This window comes from Chitinophaga sp. W3I9 (genome assembly GCF_050434025.1).
Taxonomy (GTDB): Bacteria; Bacteroidota; Bacteroidia; order Chitinophagales; family Chitinophagaceae; genus Chitinophaga.
Genome location: NZ_JBNPWC010000001.1, coordinates 4624717 through 4647821 on the forward strand (window position 1 = coordinate 4624717; position 23105 = coordinate 4647821).

20 protein-coding genes are annotated in these 23105 nt (G+C 47.2%); 9 read left to right on the forward strand and 11 right to left on the reverse strand.

Annotation, left to right across the window (positions count from 1 at the left end; translation table 11 throughout):
- Window positions 1-30 precede the first annotated feature (30 nt).
- Window positions 31-1779 carry a hypothetical protein gene (locus QFZ51_RS18870; protein WP_429047988.1) on the reverse strand — a complete coding sequence of 583 codons (1749 nt, stop codon included), beginning with the start codon at window positions 1777-1779 and terminating at the stop codon, window positions 31-33.
- A 319-nt stretch (window positions 1780-2098) separates the two neighbouring features.
- On the opposite strand from QFZ51_RS18870, the gene QFZ51_RS18875 reads away from it, so the two are divergent.
- Window positions 2099-2260, forward strand: a complete 162-nt coding sequence (locus QFZ51_RS18875; RefSeq protein ID WP_079471907.1) for a DUF1328 domain-containing protein — start codon at window positions 2099-2101, stop codon at window positions 2258-2260.
- A gap of 203 nt (window positions 2261-2463) precedes the next feature.
- On the opposite strand, the gene QFZ51_RS18880 is transcribed toward QFZ51_RS18875, so the two are convergent.
- On the reverse strand, window positions 2464-3222 hold the full coding sequence (locus QFZ51_RS18880) for a DUF695 domain-containing protein (RefSeq protein WP_429047990.1): 759 nt from the start codon (window positions 3220-3222) through the stop codon (window positions 2464-2466).
- 349 nt (window positions 3223-3571) lie between these two features.
- Here QFZ51_RS18880 and QFZ51_RS18885 point away from each other — a divergent pair, with 349 nt between their 5' ends.
- Both QFZ51_RS18885 and QFZ51_RS18890 read left to right on the forward strand, forming a co-directional pair.
- Window positions 3572-6064, forward strand: a complete 2493-nt coding sequence (locus tag QFZ51_RS18885) for a TonB-dependent receptor domain-containing protein (RefSeq protein ID WP_429047992.1) — start codon at window positions 3572-3574, stop codon at window positions 6062-6064.
- A 29-nt stretch (window positions 6065-6093) separates the two neighbouring features.
- Entirely contained in the window at window positions 6094-6567 is a 474-nt protein-coding gene (locus tag QFZ51_RS18890) for an acyl-CoA thioesterase (RefSeq protein ID WP_370913091.1), read from the forward strand.
- A gap of 210 nt (window positions 6568-6777) precedes the next feature.
- Here the strand turns inward: QFZ51_RS18890 and QFZ51_RS18895 are convergent, their stop codons facing one another.
- From QFZ51_RS18895 to QFZ51_RS18905, 3 genes are all read right to left on the reverse strand, one after another.
- Window positions 6778-8550: an ABC transporter ATP-binding protein gene (locus QFZ51_RS18895; protein ID WP_429047994.1), complete on the reverse strand. Its 1773-nt coding sequence runs from the start codon at window positions 8548-8550 to the stop codon at window positions 6778-6780.
- 138 nt (window positions 8551-8688) lie between these two features.
- Window positions 8689-8928: a hypothetical protein gene (locus QFZ51_RS18900; protein WP_429047995.1), complete on the reverse strand. Its 240-nt coding sequence runs from the start codon at window positions 8926-8928 to the stop codon at window positions 8689-8691.
- 73 nt (window positions 8929-9001) lie between these two features.
- The gene (locus QFZ51_RS18905) at window positions 9002-9199 is read right to left on the reverse strand and encodes a hypothetical protein (RefSeq protein WP_429047997.1); all 198 of its coding nucleotides are present in this window, start codon (window positions 9197-9199) and stop codon (window positions 9002-9004) included.
- Between the two features lie 61 nt (window positions 9200-9260).
- Between QFZ51_RS18905 and QFZ51_RS18910 the strand changes: the two genes are divergently transcribed.
- The 3 genes from QFZ51_RS18910 to nfi are packed head-to-tail and all read left to right on the forward strand — an operon-like array spanning window position 9261 to window position 11933.
- Window positions 9261-9995 carry an MgtC/SapB family protein gene (locus QFZ51_RS18910; RefSeq protein WP_429047999.1) on the forward strand — a complete coding sequence of 245 codons (735 nt, stop codon included), beginning with the start codon at window positions 9261-9263 and terminating at the stop codon, window positions 9993-9995.
- A gap of 18 nt (window positions 9996-10013) precedes the next feature.
- On the forward strand, window positions 10014-11222 hold the full coding sequence (locus tag QFZ51_RS18915) for a DUF763 domain-containing protein (RefSeq protein WP_429048000.1): 1209 nt from the start codon (window positions 10014-10016) through the stop codon (window positions 11220-11222).
- Between the two features lie 21 nt (window positions 11223-11243).
- Window positions 11244-11933, forward strand: coding sequence for a deoxyribonuclease V (gene nfi, locus QFZ51_RS18920; protein ID WP_429048002.1), 690 nt, complete (start codon window positions 11244-11246; stop codon window positions 11931-11933).
- 19 nt (window positions 11934-11952) lie between these two features.
- Here the strand turns inward: nfi and QFZ51_RS18925 are convergent, their stop codons facing one another.
- From QFZ51_RS18925 to QFZ51_RS18950, 6 genes are all read right to left on the reverse strand, one after another.
- Window positions 11953-13575, reverse strand: coding sequence for a hypothetical protein (locus QFZ51_RS18925; protein ID WP_429048003.1), 1623 nt, complete (start codon window positions 13573-13575; stop codon window positions 11953-11955).
- Window positions 13576-13638: 63 nt separating this feature from the next.
- Window positions 13639-14805, reverse strand: a complete 1167-nt coding sequence (locus tag QFZ51_RS18930) for an efflux RND transporter periplasmic adaptor subunit (RefSeq protein ID WP_429048004.1) — start codon at window positions 14803-14805, stop codon at window positions 13639-13641.
- A gap of 38 nt (window positions 14806-14843) precedes the next feature.
- The gene (locus QFZ51_RS18935) at window positions 14844-16076 is read right to left on the reverse strand and encodes a TolC family protein (RefSeq protein WP_429048006.1); all 1233 of its coding nucleotides are present in this window, start codon (window positions 16074-16076) and stop codon (window positions 14844-14846) included.
- Window positions 16073-17767 (reverse strand): efflux RND transporter permease subunit, encoded by a 1695-nt coding sequence (locus QFZ51_RS18940; protein WP_429048008.1) that lies wholly within the window; start codon window positions 17765-17767, stop codon window positions 16073-16075. Before QFZ51_RS18940 ends, QFZ51_RS18935 begins: the two co-directional genes overlap by 4 nt.
- Window positions 17679-19205: an efflux RND transporter permease subunit gene (locus QFZ51_RS18945; RefSeq protein WP_429048010.1), complete on the reverse strand. Its 1527-nt coding sequence runs from the start codon at window positions 19203-19205 to the stop codon at window positions 17679-17681. The genes QFZ51_RS18940 and QFZ51_RS18945 overlap by 89 nt, the downstream gene beginning before the upstream one ends.
- 94 nt (window positions 19206-19299) lie before the next feature.
- On the reverse strand, window positions 19300-19605 hold the full coding sequence (locus QFZ51_RS18950) for a DUF6660 family protein (protein WP_429048011.1): 306 nt from the start codon (window positions 19603-19605) through the stop codon (window positions 19300-19302).
- A 103-nt stretch (window positions 19606-19708) separates the two neighbouring features.
- On the opposite strand from QFZ51_RS18950, the gene QFZ51_RS18955 reads away from it, so the two are divergent.
- From QFZ51_RS18955 to QFZ51_RS18965, 3 genes are all read left to right on the forward strand, one after another.
- A complete protein-coding gene (locus tag QFZ51_RS18955; protein ID WP_370913103.1) occupies window positions 19709-20404 on the forward strand; it encodes a LytR/AlgR family response regulator transcription factor in 696 nt (231 codons plus the stop codon).
- A gap of 127 nt (window positions 20405-20531) precedes the next feature.
- Entirely contained in the window at window positions 20532-20723 is a 192-nt protein-coding gene (locus tag QFZ51_RS18960; RefSeq protein WP_429048013.1) for a hypothetical protein, read from the forward strand.
- Window positions 20724-20860: 137 nt separating this feature from the next.
- Window positions 20861-23059 carry an ATP-binding protein gene (locus QFZ51_RS18965; RefSeq protein ID WP_429048014.1) on the forward strand — a complete coding sequence of 733 codons (2199 nt, stop codon included), beginning with the start codon at window positions 20861-20863 and terminating at the stop codon, window positions 23057-23059.
- Window positions 23060-23105 lie beyond the last annotated feature (46 nt).

A 23105-nucleotide genomic window follows, 5' to 3' on the forward strand; every position in this document is an offset into this window, starting at 1 on the left:
ACGGAATGAAGGGGTTTCCTCCACATGATTTTAGCGGAAGTTCAGCACCGTAGGCGCGCGCAGTGCAGATACGTCAAAACGAAAATCAACGATGGTAGTAATTTCCAGCATCAGCTTTTTCATGGGGGCCGGCGCATTGGGATAATAATAGCCGGAAACTTTGATGGTGTTCAAAGAGAGGTTTTCATTGCGTACCCGGAAGCCGCCTCCCAGTCCGAGGTAAACCGGATTGCGGAACAGGTCATCACTTTTATTGGTGATCATAGATGCCTGGAGCGCTGTAAAGAAATTAAATTTGAAGCCCAGGAATTTCAGGGGGCTGTAGTACACGGTTTCCGATCCCAGGTTCAGGCGCTGATAGCCGTTGATCATGGTATTCTTATACCCCCAGATGCCGTATTCCATATTAATGTTGAGCGGCTTATTAAAAAACGGGTTGGGGCTGTTGAGGTAGTCGGCGTTCAGAAACTGCCGGAACCGTGATTTCCGGATATTCAGCAACTTGCTGTAATATTCAAGACGGGCATGTATTACGCCGTCTTCCCAGGCATTATTAAGCCAGAAAGTACTCAGCCCGATGGTAGAATTAAAGAGGCCCTGGTTCCTGGTGGTCCAGAATTTCTGCGCTTCAATACCGGTGTAGATCCTCCGACGATCCTTCCAGCTTTCCCAGCCGCTGGTGGCGCTGATGTTATATCCCAGGGGAATATCCTCTGTGCGGCCAAAGCCGAAAAAATAGTGGGCTTTAAAATAATCAATGCGGTAAGCCTGTAGTTCTGCCAGGTAAAGACGGTGGTTATTATAAACGGGATCGTCTTTATACCGCAACTGATCCGGCTTTCGCTGAAAGGATAAATTATAGTGCCTGGCCAGCACCGCGAAGTTGGGCTTCTTCCCGATGGTCCCGTCGTGTTTATAATTATTGATAAAGTTATACCCGATCCAACCATCTATTACTGCGTAAACATAGTCGCGGTAAATGCTGTCGCCGTTTTCGGGCAGTGAACCCCGGATATTAATGGACCAGTTCTTCGACAGGGCAAAACCGCCCACCAGTTTGGCGGAATTGCGGTACAATGGTTTGTTGAGATTAATAAATACCGCTCCTTCAAAGGCGTTGGTATCCAGCTGGGCATAGTTATTCAGGGTAGTATAGCCCAGGCTCACATCTATAAAAGATCCCAGGAGGTTATATTTCGTGTACCTTACTTCCGTGTTCCAGGTGGGAGAATAATCGGAGCGCCACTGCATTCCGACCCGGAGTCCCTGCCCGGCGCCAAACAGGTCGTTGTTGGATACGCTGGCCCTGATGTCTTTTGCACTGAACTGCGAGATGTCTACGCCATATTCAAAGAGATCTTTCGTAACTACTTCCACATCGATTGAATCGCCGTCGTTATTTTTTACATATAAACGGGCATCCTGTATAAAAGGCCGGTTACGCAGGTAACGTTCGTTATCGGCCATTTCAAAGGGATCCAGGGGCTGATTCTCCCGGAAGAACAACGACTGCCGGATCACCCATTCCCTGGAATCGTAGTGCATCCGGTTGGCCAGGTGGATCAGCTTCATGCTGGTGGTGAAAGTGGTATCATTGATGTTGCGCGGACCGAAAACCTTTACTTTCCTATAGTAGATATTTCTGATCACTTTGCCCGCAAAGGGGGTAAAATACGCCTCACTTTTGATGATGGTGCTGTCGTTATCATTGGAATGTGCCTGAACATCCTGTTTGGTAATGCGTTTTATGAGCGATTGCCGGTACTCTTTGTTACGCATGGAATCGCGGTATTCCCCGATTTTTTTGAAGAGGCCACTACTTTTATGGGGGACAGTGTCCGCTGCGAGCGGTGACTGTTGGCCTTCTGCGTATAAACAGACAGGACTATGCAGGCCAATCAGCCAGCATAAGACAGTTAGTGTAGGCCATATTTTGAAATAATTCCTCAATTCTAGCAGCAGGTAACAAGTATATCGAAAAAAAATGAAATAGCAGCAACTGCAATTATTGTACTTACCGGAATGATAATTGTGTAAAATTGAACGGATTACCTGGAAAAGTGTTACAGATATTATTGTTCACCTTAAAGTTTTAGTTATGTTACGCTGGGCACTCATCTTTTTTATCGTCGCTATTATCGCAGCAGTATTTGGTTTCGGAGGCATTGCCGCCGGAGCAGCATCTATCGCCAAGATTCTGTTTTACATTTTCCTGGTGTTATTTGCTATTTCTTTACTGACAGGACTGCTGCGGAAATAGGAGCTGAACCGCCTTCGGCGGTTGTAAATTGTCTTGGAGCCGGATTACGTTGATTATGCTGATTTTATTGATTTGATCAACTTAGATTTGGAAGATAAGGAGGATACTGCCTCCACTCTTTTAAAATCAGTTATAAAATCCAAAAGTAAAAATCAAACTAATCAGTATAATCAGCGTAATCCTGAGTCAGACAACATCCGCAACTACTTCATGATGCTGGTTTCCCAGCCATCGTATTCTGCATTTACCTGCTGGGCCAGTTCCCAAAGGCTCATTACCACACTATCGATGGTGGCTTCACTGGCTTTGTCCAAGCGGGAAATACATAATTTATAAGGGAATTCTGGATTATCTGTTTTCTCTTCCCGGGCCAGCGCAAAGCCATTTTCCTTGATGTGTTCCCAGTAAGCAATTTTATCTTCTTCTGTTCTGAAGTGAATCCAATGCTCAATGATACGTTCCTTTTCTGAAGCATCTCCATGCTGGCGCAACATACGAAGTACCTTTCTGTTTTGAATGCGCTGAAACTCGTACACATCAGGAAAGAGAAAATCAAAATATAGTTCCCAGTTATTATCTTCCTTTACGCCGTAGTCGTAACGGTAATCAGGAAAATTAATCATTGCATCCGCAATGAATTTATCATGCAGCAAAGTGGTGCCTGAATAAAAGTAAAAATCACGTACGCCATTTGAAAAAGTGCGGCCTACAAAATGCGCATCCAGTTTGGTTTGCAGTTGCTCTACCAAACTATCCTCAATTTCACCCATGACGGCAAATTCATCGTTCTGCGGGAATCCGTCCTCACGTGGATTGTTAAGATACACTGTTATATATATGGCATTCGGCTTTTCCTTTAATGGCGCAAATCGTCTCAGATCAAGGTCAAGGCCTATTACTGCTGGACTTTCTTCAATATGGCACGTATAAATATCCCAGTCCGGTCGGTAATCCTTATGCATATAAAAAAATTAAAATAACGCAACAGCTGGCTGTAAAGATACGTTGCTCTGTAATACAATGGAAACGATAAACTTGTATTGACCTCTTTTTTATCCACAAAATTTAGCGTATGCTATGCGTTGGCCTCCACTCAATTACACCGGTTACAAACCAGGCTTAACACTAATTAACACTTGTGGTATTTTCTCTGCATATTTTCTGTAACCGGCTACCACAAGGGACTCTGTGCAATCCTGTAGTTGAAACAGCGGACTGTAAAGGGTTCCAACCAACCTTTCATCCTAAAAACAGTCAATTCTTCATTCATAAAAGGTAATTTTACAGGGCTATAAATTGTTGGAAGCTATTATGAGAAAAATTGTATCGTTAATTACAGGCTGGCTGTTATTGTTTTGTATTACTGCTGTGGCGCAACAACCGGGTGGAAAGGCCGCCCCCGCCAGTACGGGCGTTATCTACGGCAAACTGCTGGACGCACAAACCGGTAAACCTATTGAGTACGCATCTGTAGCGTTGCTGCGTCCCGACTCCTCCGTGCAGACAGGTATGCTCTCCAAAACCAACGGGGACTTCAGTTTCGAAAACATTGCACTGAATAAATATATCCTGAAGATTAATTTCATCGGTTACGAAACCATATATAAATCAGCGGTGCTGTCGGCTAAAACCAGCAGTGTAGACATCGGTAACATCAAGCTGAAGGCGAATGTAAAATCACTTGCCGCCGTGAATGTAGTAGGCGAGAAACCGGCCTTTACAATGGCCATTGATAAAAGAGTATTTAATGTAGAAAAGAACCTGGCCAGTATCGGCGGTACTGCCACCGATGTACTGAAACAGGTGCCCTCCGTGAATGTAGACATCGACGGAAATGTAACCGTGCGCAACGGCGCTCCTACCATCTTTATTGACGGACGCCCCTCTACCCTCACATTGGACCAGATCCCGGCCGATGCCATCCAGAACATCGAAGTGGTTACCAACCCTTCTGCCAAGTACGACGCAGAAGGAATGAGCGGTATCCTCAACATTGTATTGAAGAAAAATAAGAAAGCAGGGATCAATGGCGCCGTAAATGCCGGTGTGACCTCCCTCGGCAGCACCAATGGCGGCATCGACTTCAACCTGCGCCAGGAGAAGTTCAACTTCTTCATAAATTATAATTTCCGCAATCGCAAATCTCCCATGACCAGCCGCCTTTTCCGTAAGAACCTGGGCGCTGATAGCACCTCGTATACAGAGCAACTGGAAGATGGTGACTTCTACCGGAAATTCCAGACCGGCCGCATCGGGTTCGATTGGTTTATCGATAACCGTAACACCATCACCGTATCTGAAAACATTACCGGCGGTAATTTCAACCGGTACAATAATCAAATATTGAATGAACTGGACGATAAGCAACAAAAAGTACGCTATGGTACAGGTATCAACAATACCTTAAACGGATTCCGTAACTACACTACACAGCTGGGTTACAAGCATACGTTTGCCAAAGAAGGTGAAGAGCTGACCGCAGATTTCACCTATAACTACGCCACCGGCGACAATAGTTCCAATTACTCCCTGCAGTATTTTGATCTTTCCGGGCAACCGATCTATGATCCTAAAAAGCCTGAATTGCGCTATGGCAGCGGAGAAGGAACTACTAAATATATTACTGCGCAGGTGGATTATGTAAAACCGCTGACAGAAAAATCCAAGATAGAAATGGGGCTGCGCAGCAACACCCGCAAGTTTGATAATTTCACCAATACCTACGGACAGAATTATCCTTCCGGCGATTTCTCACTGGATACCGCGCTCTCTAATAGCTATCATTACCAGGAACAGATCAATGCGGGCTATGTAAGCTACACCGGCGCCAAAGATAATTTCGGCTACCAGGTTGGCTTAAGGGCGGAACAATCGAACTACGACGGAGAAACAAGACTGGGAGAGAAATCTTCCTATAAGATCAATTATCCGATCAGCCTGTTCCCTAGCATTTTCCTGTCGCAGAAATTTAAAGGCGATCATGAGCTGCAACTGAACTATAGCCGCCGGATCCGCCGGCCGTGGTTCCGTGATCTCCTGCCAACCATCGACTACAGCGGGCAAAGCGCCAATACCGGTAATCCGCAGCTGAAACCGGAGTTCACGAACTCCTTTGAATTGTCTTATCTGAAAGATATTGCGCATAAACACAACCTGCTGGTATCCTTATACTACCGCAATACCAACAACGCCATTACTGATTTCTATGTAGATACTACCCTGAACCTGAATGGGCAGGACCAGCACGTATTGCTCTCCTATCCTATTAATGCCAGCACCCGGAATTCATATGGTGCGGAATTTACATTGAGAAGCCAGCTCACAGAAATATGGGACCTGACCACCAACGTAAACCTGGCGCAGACAAAGATCGACGCCACCAGTAATGGCAGCAATCTCTCCAACCAGGGCCTTACCTGGTTTGGTAAATTGAACAGCAACACCAAACTGCCGTGGAACCTTACGCTACAGGTAAGCGCCGAATATGAATCCAAACAAATCCTGCCACAGGGCGAAAGAGAGCCCAAATGGTCGGCCGATGCTGCCATTAAAAAGGACCTGCTTAAAAATAAAGCGTTGTCTATTTCCCTGGGGATCGCAGATATATTCAATACCGATCGCAATCTTACCTATACCACGACCAGCTTTTCCGAGCAGGAAAATTACCGCAAACGCGCCACCCGGGAGCTGAGGCTCAATGCTACCTGGCGCTTTGGTAAAATGGACACGCATCTTTTTAAAAGAAAGAATAACAAGTCCAAAGAAAACAACAACGGAGAAATGGGGGGAGGTGATAATTTTTAATTCGTATTTTGTCGTTGCAAACAACACTTATGGATTCTATTTATCACACTATCACCCTGCGGTTCCTTGCGGAGCCGTCAGACGTAAACTTCGGCGGGAAAGTACATGGCGGTTCTGTTATGAAGTGGATTGACCAGGCAGGTTATACCTGTGCTGCCAACTGGAGCGGGCAATACGCCGTTACGGTATATGTAGGGGGTATCCGTTTTTTTAAACCCATCGCCATCGGCGACCTGGTGGAAATAGATGCAAAGATCATTTATACCGGCAATACCAGCATGCATATTTCTATTGATGTATTTGCAGGCAATCCCCGTCAGCAACAGAAATCAAAAACCACGCACTGCGTCATGGTTTTTGCCGCAGTGGATGATCACGGCAAAACCGTACCCGTTCCCAAGTGGACGCCACAAACTGCCAACGAAATCAGCATGGAAGGCTATGCCAAAAAGCTAATGGACCTGCGTAAAGACATCGACGAAGAAATGAGACCCTACATGTAGCGGGGGATCGTCGCGGATGTTGTCTTTCTCGCTGATTACGCTGATTACTTTGATTTTTACTTTTGGATTTTATAAAGGATTAAGGGAGATAGCAGCGGATATATTCGCTCTTATCTCCCTTAATTATCAATCTAAAAAAAATCCAAAAGTAAAAATCAAAGTAATCAGCATAATCAGCGTAATCAGCGAGAAAAACAAAATCCGCGCGGGTTAGCTCGCAAACTGCATATCGCTCAGTGTCCGGTATAGGCCGTCCAGGCCTATTAATTCGCTGTGGGTGCCTTCTTCTACGATATGGCCTTTGTCAAGCACGATTATTTTGTCGGCCTGGCGTACGGTGGCGAGGCGGTGCGCGATTACGATTGATGTGCGGCCTTCCATCAGCTTGTCCAGCGCGTCCTGCACCAGTTTTTCCGATTCGGAGTCCAATGCGGAAGTGGCTTCATCCAGTATCAGGATGCGGGGGTTTTTCAATACCGCCCTAGCAATAGCAATACGTTGGCGCTGTCCGCCGGAGAGTTGAATGCCTCTTTCCCCTACTACCGTTTGAAGACCTAACGGGAACCGCTGTATGAATTCCCAGGCATTGGCCTTTTTCGCGGCTTCCTCCATTTCTTCGGGTGTGGCGCCGGGCTTGCCGTAAGCGATATTTTCTGCGATGGTACCACCAAAAAGGAACACGTCCTGGGGCACTACTGCCATTTGCGAACGGAGCTGCGACAGCGGAAAGGCAGTGCTTTCCTTGCCGTCAAACAGGATGCTGCCGTTTACCGGATCGTACAGGCGTAACAGCAAGGACACGATGGTGCTTTTCCCCGCACCGCTGGGGCCTACCAACGCCACTTTCTGATCGGCATACACATCAAACGATACATCGTTCATAATGGTAAGGTCCGGGCGGGAAGGATAATGAAAAGACACATTGCGGAAGCTGATCTGCCCGTCCAGCTGGTTTTCCGGCGCAATGGCCGTTACCTGGCTGATATCTTCTGCCGGTTCATCCAGTATTTCCAGCAGGTGTTCGGTAGCGCCAATGCTCTTCTGCAGATTGGTATATACTTCCGCTAAACCCGCGATGGAACCGCCGATAAACAGGGAATACAACACAAATGACAGAAGGTCGGAAGTAGGCATCCCGATGGAAACGCCCCTCCAGATCACTGCTACCAGTGCGCCAAAAATACCCATGATAATAAAGGAAGAAAAAGCGCCGCGGAATTTTCCGCTTTTCATACCCAGCCTGGCGGCTTCATTGGTGCGTTGGCGGTAGCGGGCAATTTCAAAAAATTCATTCGCAAAAGCCTTCACGTTCAAAACACCCTGCAGTGTTTCCTCCACTACTGTGTTGGAAGCTGCTACCTGTTCCTGCACCTGTTTGGAAAAACGGCGGATAAATTTCCCGAAAACCACGGCGACTACCATCATCAGCGGCAATATGGCCAGCATAAAGATGGTCAGATGAGGCGAGGTGACCAGTAAAATAACCACACCTCCAATGATGATGATGATCTGCCGGATAAATTCCGCCAGGGTGGTCGTAAAAGTTTCCTGTAATAAAGAAATATCTGAGGAAATACGGCTGCTAAGCTCTCCCACCCTTCTTTCCAGGAAAAATTTCATCGGCAGGCGAATCAGGTGACTATAAATAGTTTGACGAAGCGTGGCCAACGTTTTTTCTGTTACATTAACGAATAATACAACGCGAAAAAAAGAGAAGATAGCCTGTGCTATCAGTACGCCAATCAGCAATACGCCAGCTTTGTTCATACCGTTAAACAGGTATTCATTACTTTTCGGATCTACCAGGTTGCCCAGCAATTTCGGAAAGGCCAGGCCGGCTAAACTGGAAACCAGGAGGAAAATAAAACCTAACGAAAACTCAGGCCAGTAGGGTTTTACATAACGGAACAGGCGGAATGTTTTTTTCAGAGCGGCTACCTTTATGGGTTGCTTTGGTGCCGGGGGTGTGGTGTCGTTTTGCATTCGGATATAGTCTTTATTAATAGAGGTAGACGAAACGTATCCAAATATATTGCAAAAAGCGGGATAAAATTTATAATGCCTCCGGGGATTGCCTTTCCCTTGCCGGAAAAACAAATACCAGAGGCATTATAAGTGCGGCTAAGGCCGTGGTCTGTTCTTGGATGAATCTGCGGCACCGGTCCCAAAACGGGAAGAATCTTCCCCTGGGTTAATAGCTCCGGGAGGCATTTGTGCCGCAGGCACGGTGTCCTGCTGTATCATACCGGCTGTATCCATTGTATTTACCGTTGAATCGGTTCCGGATTTATTGCCGTTTCCGCATGCAGCGAGCATTACAACCGATATACCCGCCAGCATGAGCATGTGTGTTACTTTCATAAACTGAATGTTTAAGGGTGAGGTAATTCATTTATCAGTTAACAAAGCGTTGTCCCTAAACAAGCGTTACAGCTTACCGCTGGGTTGAATCCGGTTTGGTTTTAGTAGTGTCTACGGGTATAACACTGGTACTGTCTACCGCAGGCATAGATACCGCAGCGGAATCGGCTTCACGACTGGCTTCTTTGGAACTGTTACAGGCAAACAGGAAAAGGCTCAGCATCCCGGTTAAACAGAGGACTACACATGATTTATAGAAAAAAGCTTCCATGTTGATCTTTTTTATGGTGATAAATTTCATTCGTAACAGGCATTAAAGCAAACAGTTCAATATGCTGTTACAATTGATAAAGGAAAGAATTGTGCCAACACGTACATTTGTAAGTATATATTTTGAAACGATGAAAGATGTATTGCATATCATAGAAGAAGACCAGATACTGAAAGTGTTGATAGCGTTGGTGATGGGTGCATTGCTGGGTCTTGAAAGAGAGTATAAACGAAAGGCTGCTGGTATGCGTACCATGACCCTCATATGCATGAGCAGCACTGTATTCACCATCCTATCTGCAGAGTTGGGATATCCTCATTCAGCAGATCGCGTAGCCTCCAATATCCTTACCGGCGTGGGTTTCATTGGTGCAGGCGTTATTTTTAAAGGCGATTATACGATAGATGGAATTACTACTGCGGCATCTATATGGATTGCTGCCGCTATTGGTATGGCCGTTGGTATGAGCCAGTACTGGCTGGCCGCTTCAGCTCTTGCCGGTGCGCTGATTGTATTGGTTACACTGGAATTTGTAGAAAGAAAAATTGCGGATATAAATGTTAAACGTTATTACACAATTTTTTTTCATGAAGAAAAATTTCCACATATGGATGTTGAAAATATCCTACATGATTTTAAACTGAAGCATAAAAGAATGATGGTCGTGAGAAAGGAACATATTGTGGAAGTGAATTACGCGGTACGGGGCAGCAAAGAAAGTATGGAGCAGTTTGATAACTTCCTGCTGACGAACCCATTTATCTCCCAATACGAGATACAGGCAAACCCATCGTAAGATTTTTAATTGATTATTATGCCATCATATGCAGATCTGCCTTTACATTACGGCCAGGTTCCGCCCTGGCTGGCCAAGCGGATGAGCCTTCTGGGCGGCGCTATTGTAGAGGCTATTGTAACCGATTACGGTAAAGGAGAAGTGATCAAACGGCTCAGCGATCCCTGCTGGTTCCAGGCACTGGGCTGTGTGCTGGGCATGGACTGGCATTCATCAGGAATTACCACCAGCGTAATGGGCGCGCTGAAAAAAGCGATCAATCCCCGTTCTGCTGAACTGGGTATCTATATCTGCGGTGGCAAAGGCCGCTACAGTAAACAAACACCTGCTGAACTCACCGCCATTGCCAACAAAACCGGCTTACCCGGCGACCAGCTCGTGTACAGCAGCAAGCTCACCGCCAAAGTAGATAATACCGCTGTTCAGGATGGCTTCCAGCTATATCTGCATTCCTTCATTTTATCAGATGACGGCGAATGGGCGGTAGTGCAACAGGGAATGAATGATGCCAGCAGTATGGCCCGTCGTTACCACTGGCATTCGTCCGCCTTTCAGTCGTATACAGAAGCGCCGCATACTTTTATTTATGGGCGCAACCAGGGCAGAATCCTCAATCTCACCGACTTACAGGCCGGTGCTACCAAAAGCGGCATCCTTCAGCTTACAAAAGAAAAACCGGTGCACCTGCTGCCCGAAATACGTAATCTTGTGATGCCCTCCCATCATGATGTGAGAGCGGAAAACGTGAACCTGAAAAGGCTGGGAAGCGTGCTCGCCCTGGCGCATGATACCAACCCTGCGGATTTTGAAACCCTCCTGATGCTCGAAGGCGTAGGCCCGAGAACGCTGCAATCGCTTACACTGGTGAGTGAAGTGATTCATGGCACCCCTTCCCGGTTTGGGGATCCCGCCCGCTTTTCGTTTGCACACGGCGGAAAGGATGGTCACCCTTTCCCGGTGCCCACTCGCATTTATGATGAAACCATTCATACCCTGAAAGAAGCGCTGCACAAAGCTAAGATCGGGGAATCGGATAAGAAGGATGCCATCAAAAAGCTGTCGGCGCTTTCCCTGCAGATTGAAAAAGATTTTGAACCGAACAGCAATTTTGAGAACGTGATAGAACAGGAACGCCGCGATTCGTGGAAATATGGTGGCAGAACCGTTTTCGGGAAAGCTGTAAAACCTCCTGCACCCAAAGGCGGCGACCAGTTAACCCTTTTCTGAGCAGATCAAATAACGGAATCCATGATCAATTACAATGAACTCACCGTTCCGGAAGCCACTGTTATACAAAAGGAATTACGTGACTCCGTAAAAATAACACCGTACAACGGCCCTATAAACTATGTAGCCGGAGCAGATATTTCTTTCAATAAATTCAGTACTACTGTATACGCTGGTATTGTAATGATGGAATTTCCATCGCTAAAACCGGTTGGCTACAGTCTTGTAAAAAAAGAAGTATTGTTCCCTTATGTTCCCGGTTTCCTCGCCTTCCGGGAAGTTCCCGCCCTGCTGGATGCCTGGGCGCAACTGCCCGTAAAACCGGATATACTGGTGGTGGATGGTCATGGTATTGCGCATCCGCGCCGTATGGGTATCGCCAGTCATTTTGGAGTGCTTACACAACAGCCCACCATTGGCAGCGCCAAGAAAAAGCTGTTTGGTGTTTATGAAGAACCTGGTATGGAGAGGGGCAGCCGTACCCCGTTAACGGATAAACAGGGACAACAACTGGGCTATGTACTGCGGAGTAAAACCAATGTGGCGCCCATTTTTGTGTCACCCGGCCATCTGACAGATATTCCGGGCAGTGCGGAGACCCTTATGCAGTGCATAAAAGGCTACCGTTTACCTGAGCCAACAAGGTTGGCGCACAACGCGGTTAACCAATTCCGGACGGGAGTCATTCCTGAAGGATGGACCAGTCTTTGAACAAACCTAAAGACTGCAACTAAAACTTTATCCACGCAATATTTGCTTTTTTCTCCAGGCCCTTGCGCGAAATCAGTACCGTAGCATATGTGCGTGTTTGTGCATTATAATCCGCCGCACCCATCATACAGGCATATCCTTTTGTTACTTCCGGCGCGCCGAAAAGAAATAACCGGTCCATCTTTCCTTTATAAAAACGGTAGCAGACAAAATTCGCGTCTGCCGCGTATTTCAGGGGTTTACGAACTTTATCCTGTCCGCCGGTGTCGAGGTATTGGAGATAGTCATTGAAAAGCACAAACGATACATCCGGCGAAGGGATATAGTCGTACGACAACCAGGTGTTGGTATTCAATGCGGCGATTTTATTGCGGAACACCCACTCACTTTTACTGCGACGCTGCAACTGGAAAGGCTCACAAACACCGGTGAGCACCTGGTATTTTGAAACGGCCAGTGTGGAGTTTTCCCTTCCCGCCGTATCCAGTAAAGCAATCCCGATATCTCCCAGATTCGTGTGTAATTTATTCAGCTGTGAGTTACCTTGTTTAAAAAACGAGAAACTTTCCATCAGCAACGTGCTGCTTCCGTCTTCGTTCAGGTATAACCGTTGTGGTGTACCGCTGTATTCTTCTTTGTAACTGAGGTTCTGCTGTACATTACGGGAGAGCTCCGGAAACGACAACTGCACATGTTTCTTCAGCTTACCGGTAGATTCCCGGAAAGTGTTCATGATGATGCCGGAATACCCGTCTTTTTGTTGGGGAGACACATAAAGCAGCATCCGCAGCTGTGAAGCAGCCACCTGGATTTCTCCACCAACATTTCCAAAGCCGGCAGTATAATCCAGCACCTCGTGTGCAAAGGTAGCCGAATCGGGCGATAACATGGAGAAGATCACCTTCGCCCCTGCGTCACCATCTTTTCGTTTGGCGTTAAAACCCACTGTACCCATGTATACTTTTTCCTTTCCTTTCACCACCATATCAATATAACTGAAATAGCTATACGAAGAATCCGGTAGGTAAAACAACCCACTGTTAATTAATTCATGCCCGGGTGAAAAATGCATGATCCGGATGCGTTCGCGAACACTGTCGTTTTTCTGAACAGGCGCTCCCAAAAATAAAGCCACAGCATAGTAATCGCTGTTGACATCTTTCTCTACATACATATCATGGGAAGCGAGATTATCATCTACAAATACGCTGCGGTGCTGTACGCTGGGCAGCTCTCCCAGTTTATCTTCCCGGAGCAGTTTCCCTGTTTCACCATCCAGTATCAGACGGTACATCACGGGATTATATTTTACCAGTTGTTGTAAAAAAAGTACCGGCTGACCGTTTATTTCAAAGATGCCATCTATTTCAGTAGACTCCAGGTCTGCCGCATTCCATTGACTGGCATGTACTGTATCAGCTACTTTCAGGGCCCGGGCGGTGTCGTAAATATTTACCAGTAGCCCGTCCTTTTTGGAGAAATGCAGGTACACCGTGTTACCATTCCTTAATTGCAGCAGTTTATCCCAGCCATCTCCCGGCTCGGCGAAGTCCGGTCCCAGTGTTACGACTGGTACCTGGGCTATGGCGAAACTGCTGATCAGTAAAGCCCCTAAAAGAACGGACCATCTCAAATAGTTCATTTTCTCATCAATTAATAATTTCAAATATATGAAATTATTTAAATTAATAAGACGGATCACTGCCTAATGCCCTTCATGTTCTCCGCTGTTTTTCAACTTAGCCAGCAGATCATAGGCGCCTGTTATCACCACATCCCCGTCCGGCGCCTCTTCCGGGAAAACTACTTCGGTATAACCCAGTTCACTGTTTCCTTTTTTAACCTCCAGCATATTGAAATGAAAGGTGCTGTCTGTTCCCGGTTTTTTTACGAACACGTACGCTTTGTTGTCGAAATCCACAAGGGCGGCATCAGGCAGCGCCTTTACGGCAGCGGCGCCGGTTTCAATCATGGCTTGGAGATAAGTACCTGGCAGCAACTGTGTATCTTCCTCCTCCAGGTGGCAATGCACCCTTACCGTACGTTGGGGACTGATTTCACGGCCAATCAGGTGAACAGTAGCGGTACGCGGCTTAGTTTCATTAGCCAGCGTGAAACGTACCAGCTGACCGATCTTTAACCGGGGCACATCTTTTTCAAACACCGTCAGCTCCGCATGCAGATGTTCCGTATTCACAATGCGGAAAAGGATATCCGCAGGCGTTACAAACTGGCCCAGGTTAACGTTCACCTGTGTTACATAGCCACTGATAGGCGCATATATATTAACCGTACGCTGAATGGTTCCTTTTTGCAGGGCAGGGAGGTTAATATTCAGCACCGACAGTTTTTGCCTGAGTCCACTCTCTTTGGCCTGCAGGGTTTGCCAGCTGGCTTTGGCTTGTTGCAGCGTTTTCAGGGCGTTTACATTTTCTTTGGCCAACTCCTGCTGGCGGTCGTGTTCCTTTGTTGCATACTCAAGCTGGCTGCTTACTTCCAGGTAATCCTGTTGCAACTGGATGTAGTCGAGGTTTTCCAGCACTGCAATTACCTGCCCCTGCTTCACCGGCATTCCCTGTAATAAACTGGTTTGCTTTATAAATCCACCCATTGGTACCGAAATGCTTACCTGTTGCTGCGGCGGTACATCCAGCAAACCATTTACTTTCACGGCGCCACTGATCTGCCGGTTCTCTGGTTTACCATAAGTAATACCTGCTGTTTTAAATTGTGCGTGAGTCAGCTCTACAACACCAGGTTCCTCTTCATGATCATGCACATCTGCAGTAGCAGGTGTTTGTTTATTGCCGCAGGAAACAAGCAAAATGCTGCTGATAACGGTAAAGGCTATATGTTTTTTGAATAATCGCATAATGATATTTTTTTTGTTGATGACCGGCGGAACACAGCTTACTGCTGGCCGGCCAGATAAGCCATGTATAATTCTGCCTGTTTTACTTCATTGCGCGCCAGCAGGTATCCCTGCCGTGCCGTAAGCCCATGTTCCAGGTTAAGAAAATATTCAGCGTAGCCAATGTCTCCGCTGCTGTAGGATTTTTCAGATTGCTTCAGCAGCAGCTCTACGTTTGGCAGTGAAGTGCTTTCATAAAACTCCAGGCTGTTCCTGTTTTTGATAAACTGCTGTACCGCCTGCTCATATTGGGATTGCAGTTGTATCAGGTTATTATCAAACTGTAAACTGGCCGCCTGCTGCTGCTTTTCCTCCGCCCGTACTTTTGCTTTGAGAGGTCCTATCCAAATGGGCAGCGCCAGTCCTACCTGGAACCCCTGGAAGCGGTTGCTGTTGGTAGCAAGCGGGGCGCCCGAAGCATTCAACGGAGTGCCGATAAACGACTGGTTAAAGTAACCCACCATGATATCCGGCAGTATCGCGGCTTTCAACAGCTTCTTTTGCTTTTCCGCAACGGCTACCTGCTGCTTCAGGTATTGCAGCTGCGGATTGGTCACTATGGCGGCGGAATCACTCACAAGGGAAAGTGCTGCATCCGGTATAGCCGTTTCCGTTATTGTAACGGGCTTGTTGGTACCCAATAATGCCTGTAACCTGGCGGTATAAATTTTAAGATCAGCCTCGTTTTGACGCAGGGCGTTCTTTACTTCGTTGAGCCGTCCTTCGGCTGCGATTTTTTCCAGCATCCGGCTTTCACCGGTACGGTACCGCAGGTCTGCGCTGCGGGCAAACCTGGTGAAGATACTATCCTGCCGGAGTATCAGGGCTTTCACCTCCTGCAGGTACAGCAGCTGTATGTACACCTGTTTCACCTGGTACACCAGTTCATTCTGCGTAACCGCTTTCTGCCAAACTGCTTTGTCCACCTGCGCATGATTCAGTTCCTTCCTGGCGCTGAATACGGTTGGGAAAGGAATGGTTTGCGTAACACTGTAGTTGTTATCATTGGAAACATAACTGTTTGTTTGACCGTACTGCAGGTTCACATCTGTTTTCGGGATCTCCCCGCTGGTGCCTGTCATTTTACGGTAGTAACCAATGGAAGCATCGGCAGATTTCAGCCCTTTGTTTTGCTGCAAGGCCAGCTGTACAGCTGTTTCCAGCGTGAGTACCTGCGACTGTGCGGTAACCATTGCAGGCAACAGCAGGCCTGCTAATATCCAGATCTTCATAATGTATGTTTTGAAAAACCTTTCTCCAAATAGATGTATAAACACGGTAACACCAGGAGGGTCAGTAAGGTAGAAGTAATCAACCCTCCTATTACCACGGTAGCCAGCGGGCGTTGCACTTCCGCTCCTGCGCTGGTGGCCAGGGCCATCGGCAAAAAGCCGAGAGATGCCACAAAGGCGGTCATCAGTACCGGCCGTAATCGTGTAGCCGTTCCATTTAGTACCACACTGTTAAGGTCCTGCAAACCGGATTCCTTTAGCCGGTTGAATTCCCCTATCAGCACAATACCATTTAATACCGCCACACCAAAAAGCGCGATGAATCCTACGCCGGCGGAAATACTGAAGGGCAAACCACGCAACAGGAGCGCAAAAACGCCTCCTATGGCCGACATGGGGATAGCGGTAAATATGAGCAGCGATTGTTTTACAGAGTGAAAAGTAAAATAGAGCAACCCAAAAATCAGCAGCAATGCTACAGGTACGGCAACGGCTAAACGCCGGTTGGCTTCTTTCAGATTTTCAAACTGTCCGCCGTACCGGATAAAATAACCCGCGGGAAGTTTTACTTCTTTGCCAATGGCGGATTCAATATCGGCTACCACGCTTGAAATATCGCGGCCCCGCACATTAAAGCCAACGATAGTGCGTCTTTTAGCATCTTCTCTTTGCACCTGGTTGGGGCCCGTCGTCATTTTTACTTCCGCCACTTCCTGTAGCGGCACCTGGTTTCCGGATGGCGTGGTGATGTACAGGTTTTGCACATCTGCCAGCTGCTGCCGGCTTTGCTGGTCCAGCCGCAGTACCAGGTCGAAACGCTTCTCCCCCTCATATACCAGTCCGGCGCTCTGGCCGGCGAAAGCAGTGTTGATGGTTTGATTGATGGTGGCAATGTCAAGTCCGTAGCGGGCTATCTTGTCCCTGTTGGCTGTTACCACTATCTGTGGCAGCCCGCCGGTTTGCTCCACGTACAGATCTTTGGCGCCGGGAGTGCGGCTTACAATACTACCTATCTTGTCGGCCAGTGAAGCCAGCGTAGCGAGATCTTCCCCAAAGATCTTGATCCCTACGTCCTGGCGCACACCTGAAATCAGTTCATTGAACCGTAACTGGATAGGCTGCGAAAAGCCAAAACTCACGCCTGGTATCGCCTCCAGGGCTTCCTGCATTTTGTTGGCCAGTTCTTCCCGGTTGCGGGCGCTGGTCCATTCTTTCCTGGGCTTCAGTAAAATGGTGAGATCACAGGCCTCCATCGGCATTGGGTCGGTAGGAATTTCAGCAGCGCCTATTTTGCCGATCACTTCTTTCACTTCAGGGAATTGTTTCATTAATATCCCTGAGGCCAGGCTTACCTTGTCGATGGTTTCGGACAGGGAACTACCGGTGAGCAGTCTTGTTTCCACGGCAAAATCCCCCTCTTCCAGGGTAGGAATAAATTCTCCTCCCATCTTACCAAATAAAAATAATGCGATCACAAAAAGCAGTATAGCCGCTCCCGTGACCACCGCCTTTGCGCGTAATGCGCCGCGTATAACGGGATCGTATATACGCTGAAAGAAGCGCATAAGCCGGTCGGCTACCGTGACTTTATTATCGAGATTTTTACTCAGCATCAGCGCGGACATCATCGGCACATAGGTGAGCGACAGGATGAAAGCGCCGAGAATGGCAAAGGAAACAGTTTGCGCCATCGGCCGGAACATCTTGCCCTCGATGCCGGGTTAAAGCGAGTATGGGCAGGTATACAATGAGAATAATGATTTCACCAAAAGCAGCAGTACTGCGGATCTTGCTGGCAGCATCAAATACTTCAGTATCCATTTCCTGCTGTGATAAACGTACCAGCTGACCGGTTTTATTCCTGCCGGCAAGGTGGTGTAAGGTCGCCTCCACTATAATCACTGCACCATCTACAATCAGTCCGAAGTCGATAGCGCCGAGGCTCATCAGGTTACCTGATACCCCGAAGAGGTACATCAGGGAAATGGCAAACAACATCGATAACGGGATCACAGAGGCTACAATCAGCCCTGCACGCAGGTTTCCGAGGAATAGTACCAGTACGAATATGACAATGAGCGCCCCTTCTACCAGGTTCTTTTGTACAGTGCCTACGGCTCTGCCTACAAATTCGCTGCGATCCAGGAACGGTTCTATTACCACGCCGGGCGGCAGCGTTTTCTGTATCTGTTCAATCCTTGCTTTCACTGTTTTCACTACCTCGCTGGAGTTCTTCCCCTTCAGCATCATCACAATGCCACCAACGGCCTCCCCATTTGCATTGCGGGTAAGCGCACCATAACGTACGGCATCTCCTAATTGCACGGTGGCGATATCCCTGATCAATATGGGCAATCCGTCAGGCGTATTCTTCACCGCTATCTTTTCTATATCCGCCAAACTGCTGATCAGCCCTTCGCTTCGGATAAAGTAAGCATTGGGTTTCTTGTCGATATAAGCGCCGCCGGTGTTCTGGTTGTTCCTTTCCATAGCGTTGAACACGTCGGCGATGCTCAGGTGATAGCTGCGGAGTTGGTCGGGCTTGAGCGTAACCTGGTATTGCTTCAGCAATCCGCCAAAACTGTTTACTTCGGCTACGCCGGGTGTTCCCAGCAGTTGTCGCCTTACATACCAGTCTTGTATAGTACGCAATTCACGCGCATCAAACTTTTCTTCATACCCTTTCCGGGGATGCAGTACATATTGGTATACTTCTCCCAATCCGCTGGAAGTGGGCGACATTTCCGGGGTGCCAATACCCGGAGGAATACTGGTTCTCGCCTCGCCCAGCTTTTCATTTACCTGTTGGCGGGCCCAGTAAATATCTACATTATCATGAAATACAATGGTTACAACCGACAGTCCAAACCTGGAAATAGAGCGTATTTCCGCCAGTTCCGGTATTACCGCCATCGTTTGTTCAACAGGAAAGGTAATAAGCCTTTCCACTTCCTGGGCTGCGAGGGAAGGCGATTGTGTGATCACCTGCACCTGGTTATTGGTGATATCCGGTACGGCATCTACCGGTAAACGTAACAGGGAATATACGCCAAATGCCGCCAGGGCACACGTAAATATCCCTATCATTAATTTGTTCCTCACAGAGAAACGAATGATCTTATCCAGCATGATTGATTCAATAAGTAATAAAATGACGTACCATAGCCTTATCTACGCCGGTAAAGGCATGGATATGCTCATAGCAAAAACATCTGTAAACGGATTAAACCAGCTGTGGGGGCTGCCAGATATTATCTGATAAGGAAGGAAGCGGGTTAACGGGCAACACGGGGTAATCTATACTGATCCGTTGCGCCATAAAATAAACCGTGACGGCCACACCGGGAGTAGCCTGTATATTACAGCAACTGCATACGCACAATGGCGAGCAGTAGTCCGGTTGTGTTTCATGGTCGTGGGAAGTGGCGAGTTGTACAACTGCGCTATGGTTTCCCGGCTGGTAGTCGTTGCAGGGAATGCACGACAGCAGCAGGATATAACAGCTTAGTATGTAAAGTAACCACTTCATCTTTACAAATGTAAAAATTAAACTCAAAACGCCACTGGAAAAAACTGCATCGCAGTTGCGGCTGAGATGATTTTATATTACGATTTGTACTTAAATTAGCCGCATGAATTGCCTGATCGTAGACGATAATAAGCTGGCGCGTACCGCCATGAAGCAATTAGCCAGTCATGTGGAACAATTGCATGTGGCAGGTGAGTGCAGCAGTGCTATGGAAGCATATAATTTTTTACAGAAAGAAAAGATAGATCTGCTGTTACTGGATATAGAAATGCCCGGTATGAGTGGACTGGAGCTTACCCGCAACCTGGGAAAGAAACGCCCGGTGATCATCTTTACCACGGTAAAAAAGGACTATGCAGTAGAAGCGTTTGAGCTGAATGTGGCCGACTACCTGATTAAGCCCGTACAGCCTGCCCGCTTTATCCAGGCCATTGAAAAGGCCCGTGAAATCACCGACAGCGATCACCGCGAACTACAGGTATCCGATACCGAGTTTGTGTTTATACGTGATAATGGCATCCTGAAGAGAATAAAAACAGAAGATATCCTTTTCCTGGAAGCAATGGGCGACTACGTAAAGTTAAATACCCCGCAGAAATTCCACGCCATCCATACTACGCTGAAAGCACTGGAGGAAAAACTGCCGGCTGCTAAATTCATGCGTGTGCACCGCTCCTATATCGTGGCGCTCGACAAAATTGAATCTATTGAAGATGGCACCATCATTATTAATAAAAACGCGATTCCTGTAGCAGATGCCTACCGTTCTGCATTGAATAATAAACTGAACCTCCTGTAACTCAACGACACTTTCCCCTTTTTGACCGACAGCTGCTGCCTGTTGGGCCATTAGTATTACCATCACTTTTCTGGCGGATGTACCTTTAGGTCGTCAAACAATTGATCACTAAATAAAATATACAGCCATGAAAAAGTTTGGTATTGTAATCGCCGCAGCTATGTTGTTTATGAGTGCATCATCTTTTGCACAGACCACTGCGCCTAAAAAAGAAACAAAAAAAGAAGCGGCTGCAAAGGCGCCTGCTCACAAAACACATGCGAAGCATCATCATACAGCAAAACCTGCTGCTGCTCCGGCTGCACCAAAAGCGAAATAATCATAGTCCTTTGTCAACATAATTAGCCTCAGCGAATTATTACGCTGAGGCTAATTATCTGAAGGAAGGAGCAATAAAATTGCTACTTTTATTGAACCGGCTTTCCTATATCAGCGTTTTATATGTACTAAACTGTCATGCAGCCTAAAAGAATCAAATATTACCTCCTCGGCCTGTTCATTACCGGAATGATATTATTTGTTGTGCTGCAATTCAACTCCGCAAACAATATCCATAAGCTGATCAAAGGCAATGAGCAGCTGTTACAGGAACTTAATGTAAAGAACGAACTCCAGAAGCTGCAAACCAATATGGCCAAAACCGACAGCAAGGTACGCGGCGCAGTGATTTCCCAGGACACCATTCATATTACCGGCATCGAAGCCGAAATAGCCATTATTAAGGCAGATCTCAAAGAGATCAATAAAATTATCAGAAACGACAGCACAGAAAAGTTACTCACCCAGCTCAACTACCTGGTAGATGAAAAGAATGCCTTTAACCTCATGGTACTGGATACTTTTTACAGTCAGGGTAAATGGGCGGCTGAAAAATTAATTAACAACCAGAAAGGAAGGCGGCTGGGCGAGGCCATCAACGGCATTTTGCGGCAACTAGACACCACCCGGCAATCGGAGGTGAACCGCACCACCCACCTGATAGACAGCAGCGGGCAAAAAGCGCAGCGCTGGGGTACCGTGCTGGTATTTTTTGCCTGTTTAATGAGCCTGCTGGCATTCTTATATATCACCAGCCGGATCCACCGGCAAGAGCAACTCATTGAAGCGCTGGATGAATCCCAGCGACAGGAGAAAAAACTGGCGACCATAAAAGACCAGTTCCTGGCCAATATGAGCCATGAAATACGAACGCCCATGAATGCGGTGCTGGGCTTCACCAACCTGCTCAAAGCCCAGCCGCTCAACGATAAATCCAAAGAATATGTAGGCGCCATAGACAGCGCCGGCCAGAGTTTACTGGAAATCATCAACGATATCCTGGATATTTCCAAAATAGAATCCGGGATGATGCGCATAGAAGCCACCTCTTTTAGCCTGCGCAGCGTGCTCCATGGTGTAAATACCATGTTCAGACCCAAAGCCGAAGAGAAACAACTTCAGCTGGCTGTGACCATTGAGGAAGATGTACCGGATATTTTATATGGAGATGTAATGCGGCTGACACAGGTGTTGGTGAACCTCACCAGCAACGCTGTTAAATTTACCAGTGAGGGTGAAGTACGCATACATGTGGCAAAAGTATGGGCAGAAGAAAATGCGGTTCGTATATTATTCACCGTTAGTGATACCGGTATAGGTATTGACCCTTCCATGCAACAAAGTATCTTCGACCGCTTTCACCAGGCGGAAGCTGCTACCACCCGCAAGTTTGGCGGAACGGGGTTGGGACTGGCCATCGTAAAACAACTAATAGAATTACAGAATGGTTTTATTTCAGTGGAGAGCAAACCCGGTGAAGGCGCTACATTTAAAGTAGAACTCCCCTACACATTGGGGGAATCATTATCAGAAGAGGGGCATCATTATTTTACAGAGAACGACCAACTGCCCCTTCATCCGGATGTACGGCTGCTGGTGGCAGAAGACAATAAGATGAACCAGAACCTGCTTCGTCATTTGCTGGGCAGTTGGCAGTTGCAGTATAAAATTGTAAACAATGGCAAGGAAGTGTTGCAGGCGTTGGACCGGCAGCACTACGACCTGGTGCTGATGGATATTCAAATGCCTGAAATGGATGGCTACACCGCTGTACAGGCCATCCGGCACGAGCTGCACTCCACTATCCCCGTAATAGCCATGACAGCCCATGCTATGACCGGAGAGCGCGAAAAATGCCTGCAAATGGGTATGAACGAGTATATCTCCAAGCCTATTATTGAAGAGGACCTCTACAGAATGATCCAGGTATACATTGGTAAACTGCCGCCCCGTGAACTGCCGGCTGTTTATCACCTGTCAAATGAAAATGGCGCCCAGCATCTCATCAACCTGAATTATCTCCATGATCTTTCCAAAGGTAATACCGAATTTGAAAAAACAATGCTGGAGCAGTTCATTGCGCAGTTGCCGGAAGAACTATCGTTGCTGAAACAGGCAGTGATAGCCGAAGACATTGCAGCTATACGCGCTACCGCGCATAACCTGAAAACAACCGTTTCATTTATCGGTTTGCAGGATCACCTCTATCCTATCCTGGAACCACTGGAAAAACTACAGGAAAACAACTACCATCCCGGTACGGTTGCCAGCCAGTTCAATACCCTGAAACACCTGTGTATACAGGCTGTACAGGAGGCCATCCACATCCTGTTATAACTCCCTGTTGTATATTACCGTACATTTTCCCCTGTTCAACGACAGT